The 14,612-nt window shown below is 73.1% G+C and carries 14 protein-coding genes; 6 read left to right on the top strand and 8 right to left on the bottom strand.

What is annotated here, in order from left to right; translation table 11 throughout:
• Positions 1 to 21: 21 nt before the first annotated feature.
• On the top strand, positions 22 to 906 hold the full coding sequence (locus AB0I32_RS22025) for a methyltransferase domain-containing protein (RefSeq protein ID WP_357509921.1): 885 nt from the start codon (positions 22 to 24) through the stop codon (positions 904 to 906).
• Positions 903 to 1,475, top strand: a complete 573-nt coding sequence (locus tag AB0I32_RS22030; RefSeq protein ID WP_357509923.1) for a DinB family protein — start codon at positions 903 to 905, stop codon at positions 1,473 to 1,475. Before AB0I32_RS22025 ends, AB0I32_RS22030 begins: the two co-directional genes overlap by 4 nt.
• Before the next feature lie 29 nt (positions 1,476 to 1,504).
• Here the strand turns inward: AB0I32_RS22030 and AB0I32_RS22035 are convergent, their stop codons facing one another.
• On the bottom strand, positions 1,505 to 1,963 hold the full coding sequence (locus AB0I32_RS22035; protein ID WP_357509925.1) for a hypothetical protein: 459 nt from the start codon (positions 1,961 to 1,963) through the stop codon (positions 1,505 to 1,507).
• Between the two features lie 60 nt (positions 1,964 to 2,023).
• Positions 2,024 to 2,944 carry a LysR family transcriptional regulator gene (locus AB0I32_RS22040; protein WP_116675228.1) on the bottom strand — a complete coding sequence of 307 codons (921 nt, stop codon included), beginning with the start codon at positions 2,942 to 2,944 and terminating at the stop codon, positions 2,024 to 2,026.
• 95 nt (positions 2,945 to 3,039) lie between these two features.
• Here AB0I32_RS22040 and AB0I32_RS22045 point away from each other — a divergent pair, with 95 nt between their 5' ends.
• The 3 genes from AB0I32_RS22045 to AB0I32_RS22055 all read left to right on the top strand — a co-directional run bounded on the left by AB0I32_RS22045 (position 3,040) and on the right by AB0I32_RS22055 (position 6,208).
• On the top strand, positions 3,040 to 4,035 hold the full coding sequence (locus AB0I32_RS22045; protein WP_357509927.1) for a pyridoxal-phosphate dependent enzyme: 996 nt from the start codon (positions 3,040 to 3,042) through the stop codon (positions 4,033 to 4,035).
• Between the two features lie 66 nt (positions 4,036 to 4,101).
• Complete coding sequence (locus AB0I32_RS22050; RefSeq protein ID WP_116675226.1) at positions 4,102 to 4,722, top strand: L-threonylcarbamoyladenylate synthase; 621 nt, start codon at positions 4,102 to 4,104, stop codon at positions 4,720 to 4,722.
• Positions 4,723 to 4,792: 70 nt separating this feature from the next.
• The gene (locus AB0I32_RS22055) at positions 4,793 to 6,208 is read left to right on the top strand and encodes a UTP--glucose-1-phosphate uridylyltransferase (RefSeq protein WP_357509930.1); all 1,416 of its coding nucleotides are present in this window, start codon (positions 4,793 to 4,795) and stop codon (positions 6,206 to 6,208) included.
• A gap of 70 nt (positions 6,209 to 6,278) precedes the next feature.
• On the opposite strand, the gene AB0I32_RS22060 is transcribed toward AB0I32_RS22055, so the two are convergent.
• The 6 genes from AB0I32_RS22060 to AB0I32_RS22085 are packed head-to-tail and all read right to left on the bottom strand — an operon-like array spanning position 6,279 to position 13,902.
• On the bottom strand, positions 6,279 to 8,507 hold the full coding sequence (locus AB0I32_RS22060; RefSeq protein ID WP_357509932.1) for an alpha-N-acetylglucosaminidase TIM-barrel domain-containing protein: 2,229 nt from the start codon (positions 8,505 to 8,507) through the stop codon (positions 6,279 to 6,281).
• Positions 8,504 to 9,946 (bottom strand): Gfo/Idh/MocA family oxidoreductase, encoded by a 1,443-nt coding sequence (locus tag AB0I32_RS22065; protein ID WP_357509934.1) that lies wholly within the window; start codon positions 9,944 to 9,946, stop codon positions 8,504 to 8,506. The genes AB0I32_RS22060 and AB0I32_RS22065 overlap by 4 nt, the downstream gene beginning before the upstream one ends.
• Positions 9,943 to 10,791 (bottom strand): carbohydrate ABC transporter permease, encoded by an 849-nt coding sequence (locus AB0I32_RS22070; RefSeq protein ID WP_357509936.1) that lies wholly within the window; start codon positions 10,789 to 10,791, stop codon positions 9,943 to 9,945. Before AB0I32_RS22070 ends, AB0I32_RS22065 begins: the two co-directional genes overlap by 4 nt.
• Positions 10,792 to 10,831: 40 nt before the next feature.
• Complete coding sequence (locus AB0I32_RS22075; RefSeq protein ID WP_357509938.1) at positions 10,832 to 11,782, bottom strand: sugar ABC transporter permease; 951 nt, start codon at positions 11,780 to 11,782, stop codon at positions 10,832 to 10,834.
• Positions 11,779 to 13,164 carry an extracellular solute-binding protein gene (locus tag AB0I32_RS22080; RefSeq protein WP_357509940.1) on the bottom strand — a complete coding sequence of 462 codons (1,386 nt, stop codon included), beginning with the start codon at positions 13,162 to 13,164 and terminating at the stop codon, positions 11,779 to 11,781. Before AB0I32_RS22080 ends, AB0I32_RS22075 begins: the two co-directional genes overlap by 4 nt.
• Positions 13,165 to 13,224: 60 nt before the next feature.
• Complete coding sequence (locus AB0I32_RS22085; protein WP_357509942.1) at positions 13,225 to 13,902, bottom strand: YigZ family protein; 678 nt, start codon at positions 13,900 to 13,902, stop codon at positions 13,225 to 13,227.
• A gap of 90 nt (positions 13,903 to 13,992) precedes the next feature.
• On the opposite strand from AB0I32_RS22085, the gene AB0I32_RS22090 reads away from it, so the two are divergent.
• The gene (locus tag AB0I32_RS22090; RefSeq protein WP_357509944.1) at positions 13,993 to 14,598 is read left to right on the top strand and encodes a tyrosine-type recombinase/integrase; all 606 of its coding nucleotides are present in this window, start codon (positions 13,993 to 13,995) and stop codon (positions 14,596 to 14,598) included.
• Positions 14,599 to 14,612: the final 14 nt, after the last annotated feature.

The raw sequence follows: 14,612 nt of genomic DNA on the forward strand, positions 1-14,612 counted from the left end.
GGGCGCCGGTACGGTCTCGCCATGGTGAGCGAGACGAGCGGCAACGGACGAGACGACGGGCACCACGGCGGCCGGACCGGTCGGTATGCGACCGACCAGGACGCTGTCGACACCCGGGTCCAGGAGTACTACTCGGGCCTGACGGGCTGGGACGAGCACGCCCGGCTGACGGTCGGCTCGGCGCAGGGCCGCGTGGAGCACACGAGGACCCAGGAACTGGTCCGGCAGCGCCTCGCGCCCGGCGCACGGGTGCTCGACGTCGGCGGCGCCACCGGGGTGCATGCCGTACCGCTGGCGGAAGACGGCTACGACGTCCTGCTGGTCGACCCGGTCGCCGGCCAGGTCGCGCGCGCCGCGGAGTACGGCACGTTCGAGGCGCGCGTCGGCGACGCCAGGGACCTGGGCGGAGCAGGTCTGGACCTCGCGGACGGCGAGTTCGACGCGGTACTCCTCCTCGGCCCGCTCTACCACCTCGCGAGCCGCGAGGACCGGCTGCTCGCCCTCCGCGAGGCCGTGCGGGTGACGCGGCCGGGCGGCACCGTGGTCGCGGCCGGGATCACCCGGCTCGCGGGGCTGGTCGGCGGCGGCTACGAGTTCTTCCCGCCCGCGACCTGGCAGGCGATCCTCGAGCACGGCCAGGCCCCCGACAGCATCCCGTTCCCCGTCGCCCACTTCCACGACGCCGCGGAGCTCGCCGCGGAGGCCGTCGACGCGGGGCTGTCCGACGTCGTCGTGCACGGCGTCGAGGGGCCTGCCGGCGGGGCGCTGGAACGGGTGCGGCCCGACGCCCCCGAGGCGCCGGAGCTGATCGACGCAGCGCTCACGCTCGCCCGCGCGCTGTCGACGACGCCGGGGGTCACCGACATGAGCCAGCACGTCCTGGCGATCGGTACTGTCGCGCCATGAGCATCTCCCAGCCGGACGCCGAGAGCAGCGCCGTCCCGAGGACCGACCCGCCGATCGTCGGCGACGAGCTGACGATCCTGCGGTCGTTCATCGACTTCTACCGCGCCACGATCCGCCGCCAGTGCGAGGGCCTGTCGGTGGAGCAACTGCGTACGCCGCACCCGCCGTCGACCATGACGCTGGCGGGGATGCTCAAGCACCTGGCGTACGTCGAGGACGTCTGGTTCAACGTGCGGCTGGCCGGCAACGAGCCGGCACCGCCGTGGGACACCGTGGACTGGGCGGCCGACTCCGACTGGGACTGGCACAGCGCCCTCGAGGACACGCCCGAGGAGCTCACCGACCTGTTCGACGGCGCCGTGGCGGCCTCCGAGCAGATCCTCGACGAGGTGCTGGCCGAGGTGCCGCCGCCCGGTGCGGGCGTCCTGGACCGGACGACCGTGCGGCCCGGGCGCAGGGGACATATCTCCCTGCGCTGGATCCTGGTGCACATGGTCGAGGAGTACTCCCGGCACGCGGGGCACGCCGACCTGCTGCGCGAGGCCCTGGACGGCGCGACGGACCTCTGACCGCGGGGGCGGCCGTCAGCGGAGACCGCTCAGAGCAGGAGCCACGCGTAGTCGGCGGCCTCGAGCACTATCCAGAACCGGAAGAACCGGCCGACCAGGCCGGTGCTGATGAACAGCCACAGGCGCACGCGCAGCACGCCCGCGACCACCGACATCACCATGAACGGCGGGAGGCCCGCGAACGCGGAGGCGAGCAGCACCAGGCCCATGTAGACGGGGCGCCCGTCGGTGCGGTCGCGCCAGCGGGTCATCGCGGCGGCGGCCTTCGGGGACTCCAGCTTGCGGCGCAGCCACGGCAGGCGGGTCGTCCCGGCGCCGGCCCAGTACCAGAGCAGCTTGCCGGTGATCTGCCCGACGGCGGCCACGGCCGCCAGGAGCACGCTCGGGTAGGTGTCGTTGGTCGCGGCCACCACCAGGTATGCCTCGAGCGCCATGAACGCCGCCACGGCGGAGCCCGCGGAGTAGAAGAAGGTGGACAGCAGGAGCATCGGGCCTGGTTCGTCCTCAGCTAGCCGCGTACGGGGAGGTGACGGCGGTCACCGTCGTGGTCACAGGGGGACGTTAGCGCCTGCCGCGACGAGCTGCCGAATCAGGGCCGCTGCGGGCGGCGCGGGCGGCCCGACGGTCAGCGCCATGACCCGGCGCACGGCGCCCGGCAGGGGAGCGTTCGCGATCCCGGGGTTCCGGTGGGCGCGGAGCGTGAGCCCCGGCAGCAAGCTCACGCCTGCCCCTGCGGCCACGAGGGCCTGGACCGCCACGTAGTCGTCGGTCTCGAACGCGATGCGCGGCGCGAACCCCACGGCGGCGCAGCGGGCCACCATGTCGGCGCGACATCGTTCGCAGCCGGCGATCCACTCCGCGTCGTCGAGCAGCCTCAGGTCCGGCACGAACCCCGGCACGGGGGCCGCGTCGAGGTCGACGGCGGTCACGAGGTGGACGGGGTCGTCGAGGATCGTCGTCGACTCGTAGCGCGACAGGTCGTCCATGGAGCGGGCGTGCCGCACGTCCGTGTGCTCGAACACCAGAGCGACGTCGACGGCGCCCGACTGCAGGGCGGCGACCGCGTCCGGCGGCTCGTGCTCCACGAGGCCCACGGAGAGCCCCGGATGCTCCTGCTGGAGCCGGGCGACGGCGTCGGGCACCACGGTGGCCAGCGCGGAGGGGAACGCGGCGAGCCGGGCGCGGCCCGCGCGCAGGCCGGCGAGCGCGTCGAGCTCGCGGCGCGCGCCCTCGACGCGGCCAAGAATCTCCTCGGCGCGAGTGGCGAGCAGACGGCCGGCCTCGGTGAGGCGGACGCCGCGGCCGTGGCGCTGGAGCAGCGGGATCCCCGCGTCGGCCTCCAGGCGGGACAGGTGGTGACTCACCGACGGCTGCGCGTAGTGCAGCTCCTTCGCTGCCGCCGTGACGGAACCCGTACGGGCCACCGCCGCGAGGACACGCAGCCGGGTCAGGTCGAGCTCTGCGGTCATGGCTCCAGGCTAACCCAGAAAGATAGGCGTCATCGATCGAAAGTCTTCGTAACAGGTATTGGACCTATGGGTCATGTGGGGGTCACGCTGGAACCATGACGCTCGCGACCCTCCCGCCCCGGCTCTCGGCACCCGCCCCGCCGACCATCGCCGACGTCCTCGCCGCGCAGGCCCGCCTGGAGGGCGTCGTCGTCCGCACCCCCGTGGGCCGGTACGCGGAGCTCGACCGCAACACCGACGCCGCGATCGTCGTCAAGCACGAGAACCAGCAACGCACCGGAGCCTTCAAGGCCCGCGGCGCCAGCAACCTCCTCCTGTCCATGGCCGACGCCGAGCGCGCCCGCGGCGTCGTCGCCTACTCCACCGGCAACCACGCCCAGGGCGTCGCCTACGCCGCCCGCCTCACAGGCACCGCCTGCACCATCGTCATGCCCGACGACCCCAACCCGGTCAAGCTCCGGGCAGTCCTCGACCTGGGCGCCGACGTGCTGCTGCACGGCGCCACCTTCGACGACGCCCGTGCCCAGGCCACAGCGCTCGCCGAGAGCACGGGCGCCCGCCTCGTCGGCGCGGCGAACGAACCCGGCATCATCGCCGGCGTCGGCACCCTCTACCTCGAGTTGTTCCAGCAGGCACCCGGCCTCGACGTCCTCGTCGTACCCGTCGGAGGCGGGTCCGGCGCCGCCGCAGCGAGCCTCGTCGCCGCCGCCGTCGCGCCCGGCACCGCCGTCATCGGCGTCCAGTCCGCCGCATCACCCGCCGCCCACGACTCCTGGCACGCCGGAGCCCTCGTCGAGCGCGCCAACACGACCCGCGCCGAAGGCCTCGCCGTCGGCTGCGGGTTCGAGGTCACCCAGGCCCTGATGCGCCGGCACCTCACCGACTTCGTGCTCGTCACCGACGACCAGATCACCGCCGCCCAGCACCTGTACCTCACCGGCGCGCACACCGTCGCCGAGGGCGCGGGCGCCGCGGCGCTCGCGGCGGTCCTCGCCGATCCGGAGCGCTTCGCCGGCCGCAACGTCGGGGTCGTGTGCACGGGCGGGAACGCCAGCGGGGACGAGCTGCGGCGGGCTCTGTCCGTCTTGTGAGTCCGTCGTGCGAGGGCGGTCGCCTGAGCACTGCGTGCAGGTCCGGGCCCGACTAGGCTCGGCGGCATGGCCCGCTACTTCGACGTCCACCCCGTCGACCCCCAGCCGCGCAGCATCGCGCAGGTCGTCGCCATGCTGCGCGACGACGCCCTGGTCGCCTACCCGACCGACTCCTCCTACGCGCTGGGCTGCCGGATGGACTACCACGACGGCGCGGACCGCATCCGCAGCATCCGCAAGCTCGACGACAAGCACCACTTCACGTTGGTGTGCTCGGACTTCGCGCAGCTGGGGCAGCTCGTGAAGCTCGACAACTCCGCGTTCCGCGCGATCAAGTCGGCCACGCCGGGGCCGTACACGTTCATCCTCCCGGCAACCGCCGAGGTCCCGCGCCGGCTCGCGCACCCCAAGAAGAAGACGGTGGGCGTGCGCATCCCTGACTCCGCCGTGACGCAGGCGCTCCTGCGCGAGCTGGGGGAGCCGCTGCTCTCCTCCACGCTGATCCTGCCGGACCAGGCCGAGCCGATGACGGACGGCTGGACCATCAAGGAGGAGCTCGACCACCTGCTCGACGCCGTGGTCGACGGCGGGGACGCCGGGACCGAGCCGACCACCGTCGTCGACTGGTCCGACGGGTTCCCCGACGTCGTGCGCGTGGGTGCGGGGGATCCTGCCCGTTTTGAGTGACCGCTTCGAGTGAGCCCGCGGTCCGGGCCGCTCGCGCCGAGTGTCACCGGCGTCGCATAACCTGTGCCCCATGACGGACCTCACCGGGCTCGAGCAGGCCCGTACCAAGATGACCGAGGCAGGCGTGGCGCCCGCCGCCATCGAGACGTTCACGCGGTTCTACCACCTGCTCCGGGCGGGCGAGACGGGCCTGATCCGCGAGGACGACATCGACCCGCTGGTCGACATCCCCAACCGTGCCGACCTCACGATCGGCGACGACGACGCCTCCGCTGCGCTGGCGCAGACCGCGATGCTGAAGCTCAACGGTGGGCTCGGCACCTCCATGGGCATGGACCAGGCCAAGTCGCTGCTGCCGGTCCGGGTCTCGCCCGGCGCGGCCGACGGCGAGCCCGAGATGCTCACCTTCCTCGACATCATCGTCGGCCAGGTCCGGGCTGCGCGGCAGGCCACAGGTGCCCGCCTCCCGCTGCTGTTCATGAACTCGTTCCGCACCCGCGACGACACCCTCGCCGCGCTGGAGCGCTACCCCGACATCGCCGTGGACGGCCTGCCCGTCGACTTCCTGCAGAACCGCGAGCCCAAGCTGCTGGCCGACGGTCTCACCCCCGTCACCTGGGAGAAGGACCCCGACCTCGAGTGGTGCCCGCCCGGGCACGGCGACCTCTACCCGGCGCTGCACGCCTCCGGCGTGGTCGTCGCGCTGCTGGAGGCCGGGTTCCGGTACATGTGCGTCTCCAACTCCGACAACCTCGGCGCCACACCGGACGCCACCATCGCCGGCTGGTTCGCCGCCTCGGGCGCGCCCTACGCCGCAGAGCTCTGCCGCAAGACCGCCGCCGACGTCAAGGGCGGCCAGCTCGTCGTCCGCAAGGCCGACGGCCGCATCGTCCAGCGCGAGACCGCGCAGACCCACCCGGACGACGTCGCCGCGTCCCTGGACGCCACCCGCCACCCGTTCTTCCACACCAACAACCTCTGGTTCAACCTCGAGGCGCTGGCCGCCGAGCTCGAGCGGACCTCGGGAGTGCTGGAGCTCCCCCTGATCCGCAACGACAAGACCGTCGACCCGTCGGACTCGTCGTCGCCCCAGGTCGTGCAGATCGAGTCCGCGATGGGTGCGGCGGTCGCCGTCTTCGAGGGCGCGACGGCGATCGAGGTCGAGCGGTCGCGGTTCCTGCCGGTCAAGACGACCAACGACCTGCTCGTGCTGCGTTCGGACGTCTACGACCTGACGCCCGACTACCGGCTCGAGGCGCAGGCCCTCGCACCGCTCGTGGACCTCGACAAGGAGCACTACAAGCTCATCGACGGCTTCACCGAGCGGTTCGCCGCGGGTGCGCCGTCCCTGCGCGACGCCGACTCCCTGACGGTGCGCGGCGACTGGACCTTCGGGTCCGGTGTGCGGGTCGAGGGCAAGGCGGAGCTCACGGGCGACGGCGGCACGGTGCCCGACGGCGCGACCGTGGGCCCGGAGGGTTTCTGAGGCCCGGCGCGGTCGGTGGAACGTCAGGTGGTCGGCACCTCGGAATGCCGATCACCTGACGTCCTACCGATCATCGTGTGCTGGATCGCGTGCTTTCGCGCCACGTCTCCTCGATGTCCACGATGCGCTCGCGCAGCGCGGTCGGGTCGGCGCCCGGCGGGACCGGGCCGTGCGCGGCGGCGTCGGCCAGCCAGTCCGCCCAGGCCTGCCAGCGCGGCAGGTAGAGGTCCCGGACGAGGCCCTGCCAGTGCCTGCCCGAGTAGTCGTGCAGGCCGTTGTGCTGCTCGCCCCAGACGCTGACCAGGCTCCGCGCCTCGCGTTCCATGGCGTCCCGCTCGGCGTCGGTGTCGCCCCAGGCGCGGGCGGCGTCGATCCAGGTGGAGACCCGGGTCTCGGGACGGGCGCCGGCCAGGTCGTCGAGCGTCAGCAGGTCGGCGCGCAGGCGGCGCAGGTGGGCCCGGACGCCCTCCGGGTCGCCTCCGCGTGCCGCCCCCAGGATGCCGCGCACGTGCACCCGGGTGCCCTGCGCGAGGACGTGGCCCGCCAGCTCGGCGATGTCGGCGCTCAGCAGGTCGCGCGCCGGGTTCGGCAGGGAGGCCGGCAGGGTCTCCGGGAGGCTGTCGCGGACCTCGGTCAGCTCCCGCACCGCCTGGTCGAGGCGGGGGAGGGCGGCTGCGACGGCGGGGTCGTTCTCGGCGTCGATGTTGGACGACGGCGTCGGGGGTGCGTTGCCGATCGCCTCACCTGCGCTGCGCTGGGCGGGGAACGGCAGTCCTGCGGTCCAGGGGCGAGCGATGACGGGCGTCGGGACGGAACGGGTGCGGCCCTCACCGTAGAGAGTCGAATAAATAGTGTGCCAAGCGCGTAGCGCCGTCTGTGCCAGGTTCGCCCGTAGCTCACCGGTCAGCCCGGACGGGCCCGGTCCGGTGCCGGGACGCGGGTCCGACAGCCCGTACCGGTCCAGCACGAACCGCTCCAGCCAGCGGTCGAGCTCCGCGGGGGAGTGTGGCGCGTCGTCCCAGGCGAGGTCGGTCGCGAGCTCGTAGAAGACCTCGTTGTTCTCGATGGCCTCGGGGGCGAGGCCGATCCCGCGCAGGTGGGGTGCGCCGTCGGGCAGGGCGTGGACGTCCCGGACGAGGCCGCGCAGGTCGCCGAACAGCGCCGGCCGGCCTCCGAAGTTGTGCAGCGCGCACCAGACCCAGGGCCGCCCGGCGAGCGGGGCGCCGTCGGCCAGGAGGGCCGTGTGCAGCGGCACGTGCTCGCCCCAGAGATCCAGGACGAGCGTGCGATCGACGGGGACGTCGCGCAGGTACGCGGCGACCCGGTCGGGTGTCCAGAACGCGCCCTTGTAGTGGAAGGGCCAGCCCTGGAGCACCCAGACGGCGTCGGGGTCCGCTGTGGCGAGAGCCCGGTAGGTGCCGCGGCCGGCGGCGCGCAGATACTCGACCTCGCCCGACGGCGGGACCGACTCGATGTACGGGTCGACGGCGAAGTGCCCGGACCCCGGGCCGAGCAGCTCGCGCTGGACCTGCGCGAAGGTCGCGAACAGCTCCTGGAAACGGTGAGACTCGGGGTGGAGGAGGGGGATGTGCCAGCCCTGCCACTCGATCTCGCCGGCTGGTTCCGGACCGACGAGGGCCGGCGGGACGTGCCCGCCGAACGCGGGGAGCACCGGCGTCATGCCGAGCTCGCGCATCCGGGCCAGGACCCGCCGGGCCAGGTCGACCCGGCGCTCGGCCCAGCGAGCCGGCAGCGGACCGCCGAACGAGTGCATGCCGCCCATGAACGTCCACGGGAAGTGTGCGGCGCCGCCCAGCCAGCGCGCGGCCTCGGTGCCGGGCAGACCGGCCCGGCGGAACGTCTCGGCCAGCACCGCCTCGTGTGCCACCAGCATGAGGGGGTGCGTGACGCCGTGCAGCGCCATCCAGTCGATCTCGCGCTCCCAGCGATCCCAGCCCCAGAACGGCGTCGAGTACCCGAAGGTCACGACGTTGAGGTAGTACCGCACCTCGTGCGGCGACGACACGGTGGTGCGGGGCGCGTCCGGCAGCGGGCTCGGACTGACGCGCGGCTGCTGCCAGGTCAGCCGCGTCCCGAGGTGGTCGCGGACGTACCGGGCCAGCGCGACGGACGCTGCCACCGCGCCGGTCGCCCGGATCGTCAGGTGGCCGGCCTCGGCCCGGTAGTCGGCGGCGTCGGGTCGGGTGGTACCGAACCCGGCGGGCTCGACGGTGACCCGCCGCGGGTCCAGGCCGGCCCGCCCGGCGACGCCACGCACCGCCTCGGCCCACGCGCTCATCGCGCCCTCCTGACGGTGCTGTCCTGAGGTGTGCTGTCCTGGCCGGGGCCAGCGCTCGCAGAACCCGACGTCGCGCCGGACCACCGCCCGAAGTCCACCACGCCCGCACCCGAACGCGACCACTCCGCGGCGAACGCCATGAGGTGGCTGTCCAGCGCCGTGGCGAACGACAGCTCGCCCGAACCGACGGTGCCGTCGACCACCGCCCGGCAGAACGCGTCCATGAGGCCGTCGTCGCCGCCGGCATGGCCGCCACGACCGCTCGGACCGGAACCAGGACCGGACTCCGGGGCCGGGTGGGCCACGAGGGTGTGGCTGGCATGGCCGAGCGGCCCGTCCGTGCCGGACTCGACGAGCTCCACGCCGGGCAGGGAGCCGAGAACGGCGTCCGGCAGGCGGCCCGACGGCGAGAACAGGTCCACCCGGATCTCGCCCGACTCCATGTGCCCGTGCAGCTGCCCGCGCGTGCCGGTGATCGCCAGGTGCCGCGTGTTCTCGGCGGTGAACGCACTGGCCGTGAGTGTGGCGGTGAGCCCGGAGGGGAACCGCAGGAGGGTCTGCTGGTGGTCGGCCACGTCGTTGTCGCAGTGGTAGACGCAGCGCCCGTACGGCCCGCGCCGCAGGGCGGCGAGGCGGCCGGCGGGGGACAGGTCGCCGCCGAGCATCGTGACGGGATGACCCGTGACGTCGCGCAACGCGTCCAGGTAGTAGCGGGGCGCGTAGAACGGGCAGTCCGCGGCGGCGGGACAGCCGTCCGTGCAGCGGGCGGGGGCGCCGTCCGGCGCGTTCTCGGGGCGGAAGTGCAGCAGCGAACCCTCGCTCGCGACGGTCCGGGGCGCCGACCCGGCGAGCCAGCGGATCAGGTCGAGGTCGTGGCAGGTCTTGGCGAGCACCATGGGGCTGGACTCGGCGGTGTTGCGCCAGTTGCCCCGGACGAACGAGTGCGCGAAGTGCCAGAACCCGATGTTCTCGCGTACCTCGATGGTCGCGAGGTCGCCGAGGGCGCCCGCCTCGACGACGGCCCGCACGGCCCGCCAGAACGGCGCGAACCGCAGCACGTGCCCGACGGCGATCCGGGCGCCCGTCCGGCGCACCACGCCCGCGAGGTCGGTCAGGGCGGCGAGCGTCGGCGCGGCGGGCTTCTCCAGCAGCATCGGCAGCCCGGCGTCGGCGACCGCCGTGGCCGCGGCGACGTGGAGGGCGTCGGGCAGCGCGACGATCACGGCGTCGGGCCGCAGGCGGCCGAGCTCCGCGACCAGGCCGGTCCAGTCGGCGTAGCGGGCGGCGGTCGTGCCGGCGAGGGCCTCCAGGCGGGCCGCGTCCGGGTCGGCCACCGCCACGATCCGGGCGCGGTCGGGGTGCGTCCGTACCCAACGGCCGTAGGCGTCGGCGCCGCGACCGCCGGCTCCGAGGACGGCCAGCCGGACGGGCGCCGTCATCTCTCCGCCCCTTGGACCAGGCCCGACACGATGTACCGCTGCGCGAGGAAGAAGATGACGACCACCGGCACGGTCACCGCTATCGAGCCGGCCAGGAGCACCGTGGCGGGCACCTGGAAGTCGCCGAGCTGCGCGATACCGAGCGGCGCCGTCCAGAGGTCGCGGTGCTGCACCAGGAACAGCAGGGCGTAGAAGTACTCGTTCCAGGCGATCATGAACACGTAGATCGCGGTGGCCACGACGCCGGGGATCGCGATCGGCAGCACCACCCGGACCAGGAGCTGGGGCAGTGTGCAGCCGTCCATGATCGCCGCTTCCTCGACGCTCTGCGGCAGCGCGAGGAAGAAGTTCCGCATCATGTACAGCGCGACGGGCACCGTGGCCGCGATGTAGACGATCAGCAGCCCCACCAGGGTGCTCGTCAGACCGAGGCGGGACAGGATGACGAACTTCGGTACCGCCAGCACGATCCCGGGGAACAGGTAGACCGCCAGGATGATGCCGTTCGTCAGCGCCCGGCCGCGGTACCGGAGGCGGGCGGCGGCGTAGGCGCCCAGCACGCACACCAGGATGCTCAGCGCGACGGTCCCCACGGCGACGCCGAGCGAGTTGAGCACGAAGCGGCCCAGCCCGAACCCGCCGTCGGCCTCGTCGCGCATCGCCGTCGTGAAGGCGGACAGGTCGAGCCCGGACGGCAGCCCGAGCGGGTCGCGCACCACCTCGCCGTACGGCCGCACCGAGAGCAGCAGGCCGTACAGCACGGGCCCCAGCGACCACAGGAGCGCGACGGCGACCACCACGCCGCGCCCGACGCGTGCGGCACGGGTGGGCCGGATCCCGCTCATGACTGCCCTCTCACGGACTGCACTCTCATGAACTGCCCCTTCATGACTCGTCGGCCCGTCGGGAGAGCAGCACGTACCCCACGAGGAGCACGCACAGGATGAGGCTCATGAGCAGGCCGAACGCGGCGGCGCTGCCGATGTCGGCCTTGGTGACGAGCTCCGTGTACACCTGGATGGCCATGACCTGCGTGCTCCCTGCGCCCTCGGTGAGCAGGTAGACGTCGTCGAAGGTCTGGAACGACCAGATGAACCGCAGCAGCAGGAGCAGCCACGCCACCGCCCGCAGCTGCGGGAGCAGGATGAACCGCAGGGCCTGCCGGCGGTTGGCGCCGTCGAGCGCTGCGGCCTCCTCGATCTCGCCTGGCACCGACTGGAGCCGGGCCGTGAGGAACAGGAACGCCAGCGGCGCCGACTTCCAGATGTCGAACAGCACGACCACCAGCAGCGCCACCGGCACAGGGACGCCCAAGACGTCCGCAGTGGTGGTGCTGAGGAAGCCCACCGGCGTGTCCCACCCGAGGTAGGCGCGGCCGAACGCGTTGACCACGCCGTACTGGGGGTTGAGCGCCGTCTTCCAGATGGTGGCCGCTGCGACCACCGGGAGCACGTACGGCACGAGCAGCAGGGCGCGTACCAGGCCGCGTCCGGCGAACGGCCGCCGCAGCGCCAGCGCGAGCGCGAGGCCCACGGCGAGCGACCCCACCGCCGTCAGGCCCGCGTACAGGACGGTGGTCCACAGGGCGCCCCAGAACGCCTGCGACGCCGCGGCCTGCCGGAAGTTGTCCAGGGTCCACTCGATCGGTTCCGTCCCGAGGTACGGGATGTCGACGAGGCGGATCTCGGAGAACCCGAACACCACCACCAGGGCGAACGGCAGCAGCACGACGAGCGCGACCACCGTGAGCGACGGCGAGACGAGCAGCCACCCCGAACGGTTCGCACGCTGGGCGGCGGTGGACCGGCGGGCCGTCGTGGCTGAGCGGGCCGTCACTGGTCCTGCTGCAGGGCCGTCACCTCGGCTGCCATCTGCTGGGTCACCTCTGCCGGATCGGTGCCCCGGTACAGCGGGTCGAGCTGCTGCGCGAGCGTGCCCTGGGTGGCGACCAGGCCGGCGAGCGTGGCATCGGGTGTGCCCTGACCCCAGCGAGAGACGGCGGCCATGCCCTCGCCCATCGCGGTGACCAGGTCGTCGCCGTACACCTCGGTGACGGAGGACTCGACCTTGGGCCCGAACCCCAGGCCGCCCCACGCGTCGAGGAACTCCGTCGGGTTCTCGGGCGTGCCCGTGCGCAGCGGGAGGCGGCCCTCGGTGGCGACGGCGAGCGTGTCGGCGTAGCCCTCGCCCAGCACGTACTCGATGTACTGGCGCGCCTCGTCCGTGTTCGCGCGCGCGGGGACCGCGTAGGCGAGCGTGGCACCGAACTGGGCCGGATGGTTCTCGTCCAGCACCGTGATGAAGTCCGAGCTCTTCGCGAGGAACGCGGGGTCGTCGGCGCACTGCTCGCACGACGGCGGCACCGCCTCGTCGAGGTTCGCCAGCTCGTCGAGGATGTGCGTGGAGAAGAGCAGCATCGCCGCGTCCCCCGCCATGTAGGCGGCGCGGGCGGACTCGACGTCGTGGTCGCCGGCGACCGACGAGTCGCGCAGCTCCTTGAAGTACCCGGCGGCCTCCGTGCACTCCGGCGAGTCGATGGTGACCTCGCCGTCGGACACAAGCTCGCAGCCCGCCGACTGGAAGATCGACTCGATGCCCTCCGTGCCCGAGGCGGTGCCGGACTGGGTACCGAGCGCGATGCCCGTGATACCGAGCTCGTCCTTGACGGTGGTCGCGGCCTCGGCGAGCTCGGCCACGCTGGTCGGCACCTCGACCCCTGCCTCCTCGAGCAGGTCGGTGCGGTAGGCGATGAGGTGCACCCAGCCGTCGCTCGGGACTGCTGCGACCGTGCTGCCGCCGTCGTCCTGGACCGTCACGGCGCCCAGCGCGTTCTCGTTGAAGGTCGCCGGGTCCAGCGCGTCCATGGCCTCCTGCACGACGTCCGTGTCGAGCAGCCCCTGGGCCTGCCACGACGTGATCTGCGAGGCGCCGGCGAGGATCACGTCCGGCACCTCGCCGGAGGCGGCACCGGTCACCAGCGCCTGGTCCTGGTCGGCGGCCGCGAGCGGGACGACGTCGACCTCGATGCCCGTCTCCTCCGTGAACCTGGCAGCCACGGCCTCCTGGGCGGCGACCCGCTCCGGCGTCGACTGCGGCGTCCAGAAGGTGATGGCGTCAGCCGGTCCCTCCGGCTCGGCGCTCGGGCCGCAGGCGGCGAGGAGAGTTGCGGCGGCGGTCAGTGCGACGACGACGGCGGACGAGCGGATGCGACGGTGCATGGTCCCTCCTCGGTGTTTGTGCCGGTGCGGGTGCCCCAGAGACTTCACCCGCGGAGGAAGTCAGTCAAGGCCGACGCGCGGTACGTCCACGACCCGTGCGTCGCCGACGGCGGGGGAGAGGGCGCCCGCTGAGGCGGCGGCGACGTCGGCCGTCAGGGTGTCCAGCTGCTCCCTCGGCACCAGCAGCCGCAGGTGCGCGACGGCGTCGTAGGCGGGCGCCTCCATCACCGCCCCGTGCGACGAGGCCCAGTCGCGCAGCACGTTGTCGATCCGGCCGGCGTCGCCGTGGGGGACGGGCACCTCCACCTCGTACAGGAGCTCGCGCCCGAGCAGTGCCCCGGCCCCGTTGGCGACGTCGAGGGCGCCGGCCACGGCGCCCGAGTACGCCCGGACCAGTCCGCCCGCACCCAGCTTGACGCCGCCGAAGTAGCGGGTGACCACGGCGACCAGGTCCGTCATGTCGCGGTGACGCAGGACCTCCAGCATGGGGACGCCCGCGGTGCCGCCGGGCTCGCCGTCGTCGGAGGAGCGGGCCGTCTGGCTCGCACCGTCGGCGCCGGTGCCGAGGACCATCGCGACGCAGTGGTGGCCCGCGTCCCACAGCTCCTTGCGGCGGCGCGCGATGACGGCGTCGGCCTCTGCGACGGTCGCGGCGGGTGCGAGGTGGGCCAGGAACCGGGACTTCTTGATGACCACCTCGTGGTCGACCGGCCGGGCGATGGTGCTGGGGAGGTCCACCGCACGAGGGTACGGGGACTTCGTTCAGGGATCGCCGACACGCTGTGTCTTCTCCATCGATTAATAGTGTGCCAAGCGTAGATTTCCACCATGACCAGCAACGATGCCACCTCACCACAAGCAAGGAGCGGGGACCTCGCCCGCTATCCGCGGCCGCCCGTGAGCCTCGAGGAGGCCGAGTGGGTCTGGCGTGAGCTCTCCACCGAGGCGATGCGCACGGGCGCGAAGCCCGAGGCGGTGCGGCTCGCGGTGATCACCGGCCTGGTGCGCGCGACGGGCGCGCGGTACGGGGACCTGCTACGGGTGCGCGTCGAGGACATCGACCTGGGGCCGGCCCGGGCGAAGACCTCGGACGGCAGCGTGCTGGTGCGGCACGGCAAGCACCGCACGCCTCGGCGGCACCTGCTGCCGGCCGACCTCGTCGTGCTGCTGAAGCACTGGATGGTCGTGCGCGAGGAGCTCGCGGCCGAGCTCGAGGGTTCGGTGCCGAGGGCGCTGCTGCTCACGGTCCATCACACGCACGACAACGGGACGACCGTCGCATCAGGCCTGCCGATCAGCCGGCAGGGGCTGGTGCTGTCGTGGCGGCGGTTCGTGCACCGGACCAACGCGCGCTACGGCGCCCTGCGCCCGCCGCTGCCCACCCGCTTCGAGCAGATCCGAAGAGCATGGATAGAAGCCTCAAGAGACTCCTGACCCGCACGCGGCTG

It is taken from the genome of Promicromonospora sp. NPDC050249 (assembly GCF_040656015.1).
Lineage (GTDB): Bacteria > Actinomycetota > Actinomycetes > Actinomycetales > Cellulomonadaceae > Promicromonospora.

What these genes read in the sequence shown, in the direction of transcription:
- AB0I32_RS22025 (WP_357509921.1), top strand. Translation starts at nt 22, where the DNA reads ATGGTGAGCGAGACGAGCGGCAACGGACGAGACGACGGGCACCACGGC.
- AB0I32_RS22030 (WP_357509923.1), top strand. Translation starts at nt 903, where the DNA reads ATGAGCATCTCCCAGCCGGACGCCGAGAGCAGCGCCGTCCCGAGGACC.
- AB0I32_RS22035 (WP_357509925.1), bottom strand. Translation starts at nt 1,963, where the DNA reads ATGCTCCTGCTGTCCACCTTCTTCTACTCCGCGGGCTCCGCCGTGGCG.
- AB0I32_RS22040 (WP_116675228.1), bottom strand. Translation starts at nt 2,944, where the DNA reads ATGACCGCAGAGCTCGACCTGACCCGGCTGCGTGTCCTCGCGGCGGTG.
- AB0I32_RS22045 (WP_357509927.1), top strand. Translation starts at nt 3,040, where the DNA reads ATGACGCTCGCGACCCTCCCGCCCCGGCTCTCGGCACCCGCCCCGCCG.
- AB0I32_RS22050 (WP_116675226.1), top strand. Translation starts at nt 4,102, where the DNA reads ATGGCCCGCTACTTCGACGTCCACCCCGTCGACCCCCAGCCGCGCAGC.
- AB0I32_RS22055 (WP_357509930.1), top strand. Translation starts at nt 4,793, where the DNA reads ATGACGGACCTCACCGGGCTCGAGCAGGCCCGTACCAAGATGACCGAG.
- AB0I32_RS22060 (WP_357509932.1), bottom strand. Translation starts at nt 8,507, where the DNA reads ATGAGCGCGTGGGCCGAGGCGGTGCGTGGCGTCGCCGGGCGGGCCGGC.
- AB0I32_RS22065 (WP_357509934.1), bottom strand. Translation starts at nt 9,946, where the DNA reads ATGACGGCGCCCGTCCGGCTGGCCGTCCTCGGAGCCGGCGGTCGCGGC.
- AB0I32_RS22070 (WP_357509936.1), bottom strand. Translation starts at nt 10,791, where the DNA reads ATGAGCGGGATCCGGCCCACCCGTGCCGCACGCGTCGGGCGCGGCGTG.
- AB0I32_RS22080 (WP_357509940.1), bottom strand. Translation starts at nt 13,164, where the DNA reads ATGCACCGTCGCATCCGCTCGTCCGCCGTCGTCGTCGCACTGACCGCC.
- AB0I32_RS22090 (WP_357509944.1), top strand. Translation starts at nt 13,993, where the DNA reads ATGACCAGCAACGATGCCACCTCACCACAAGCAAGGAGCGGGGACCTC.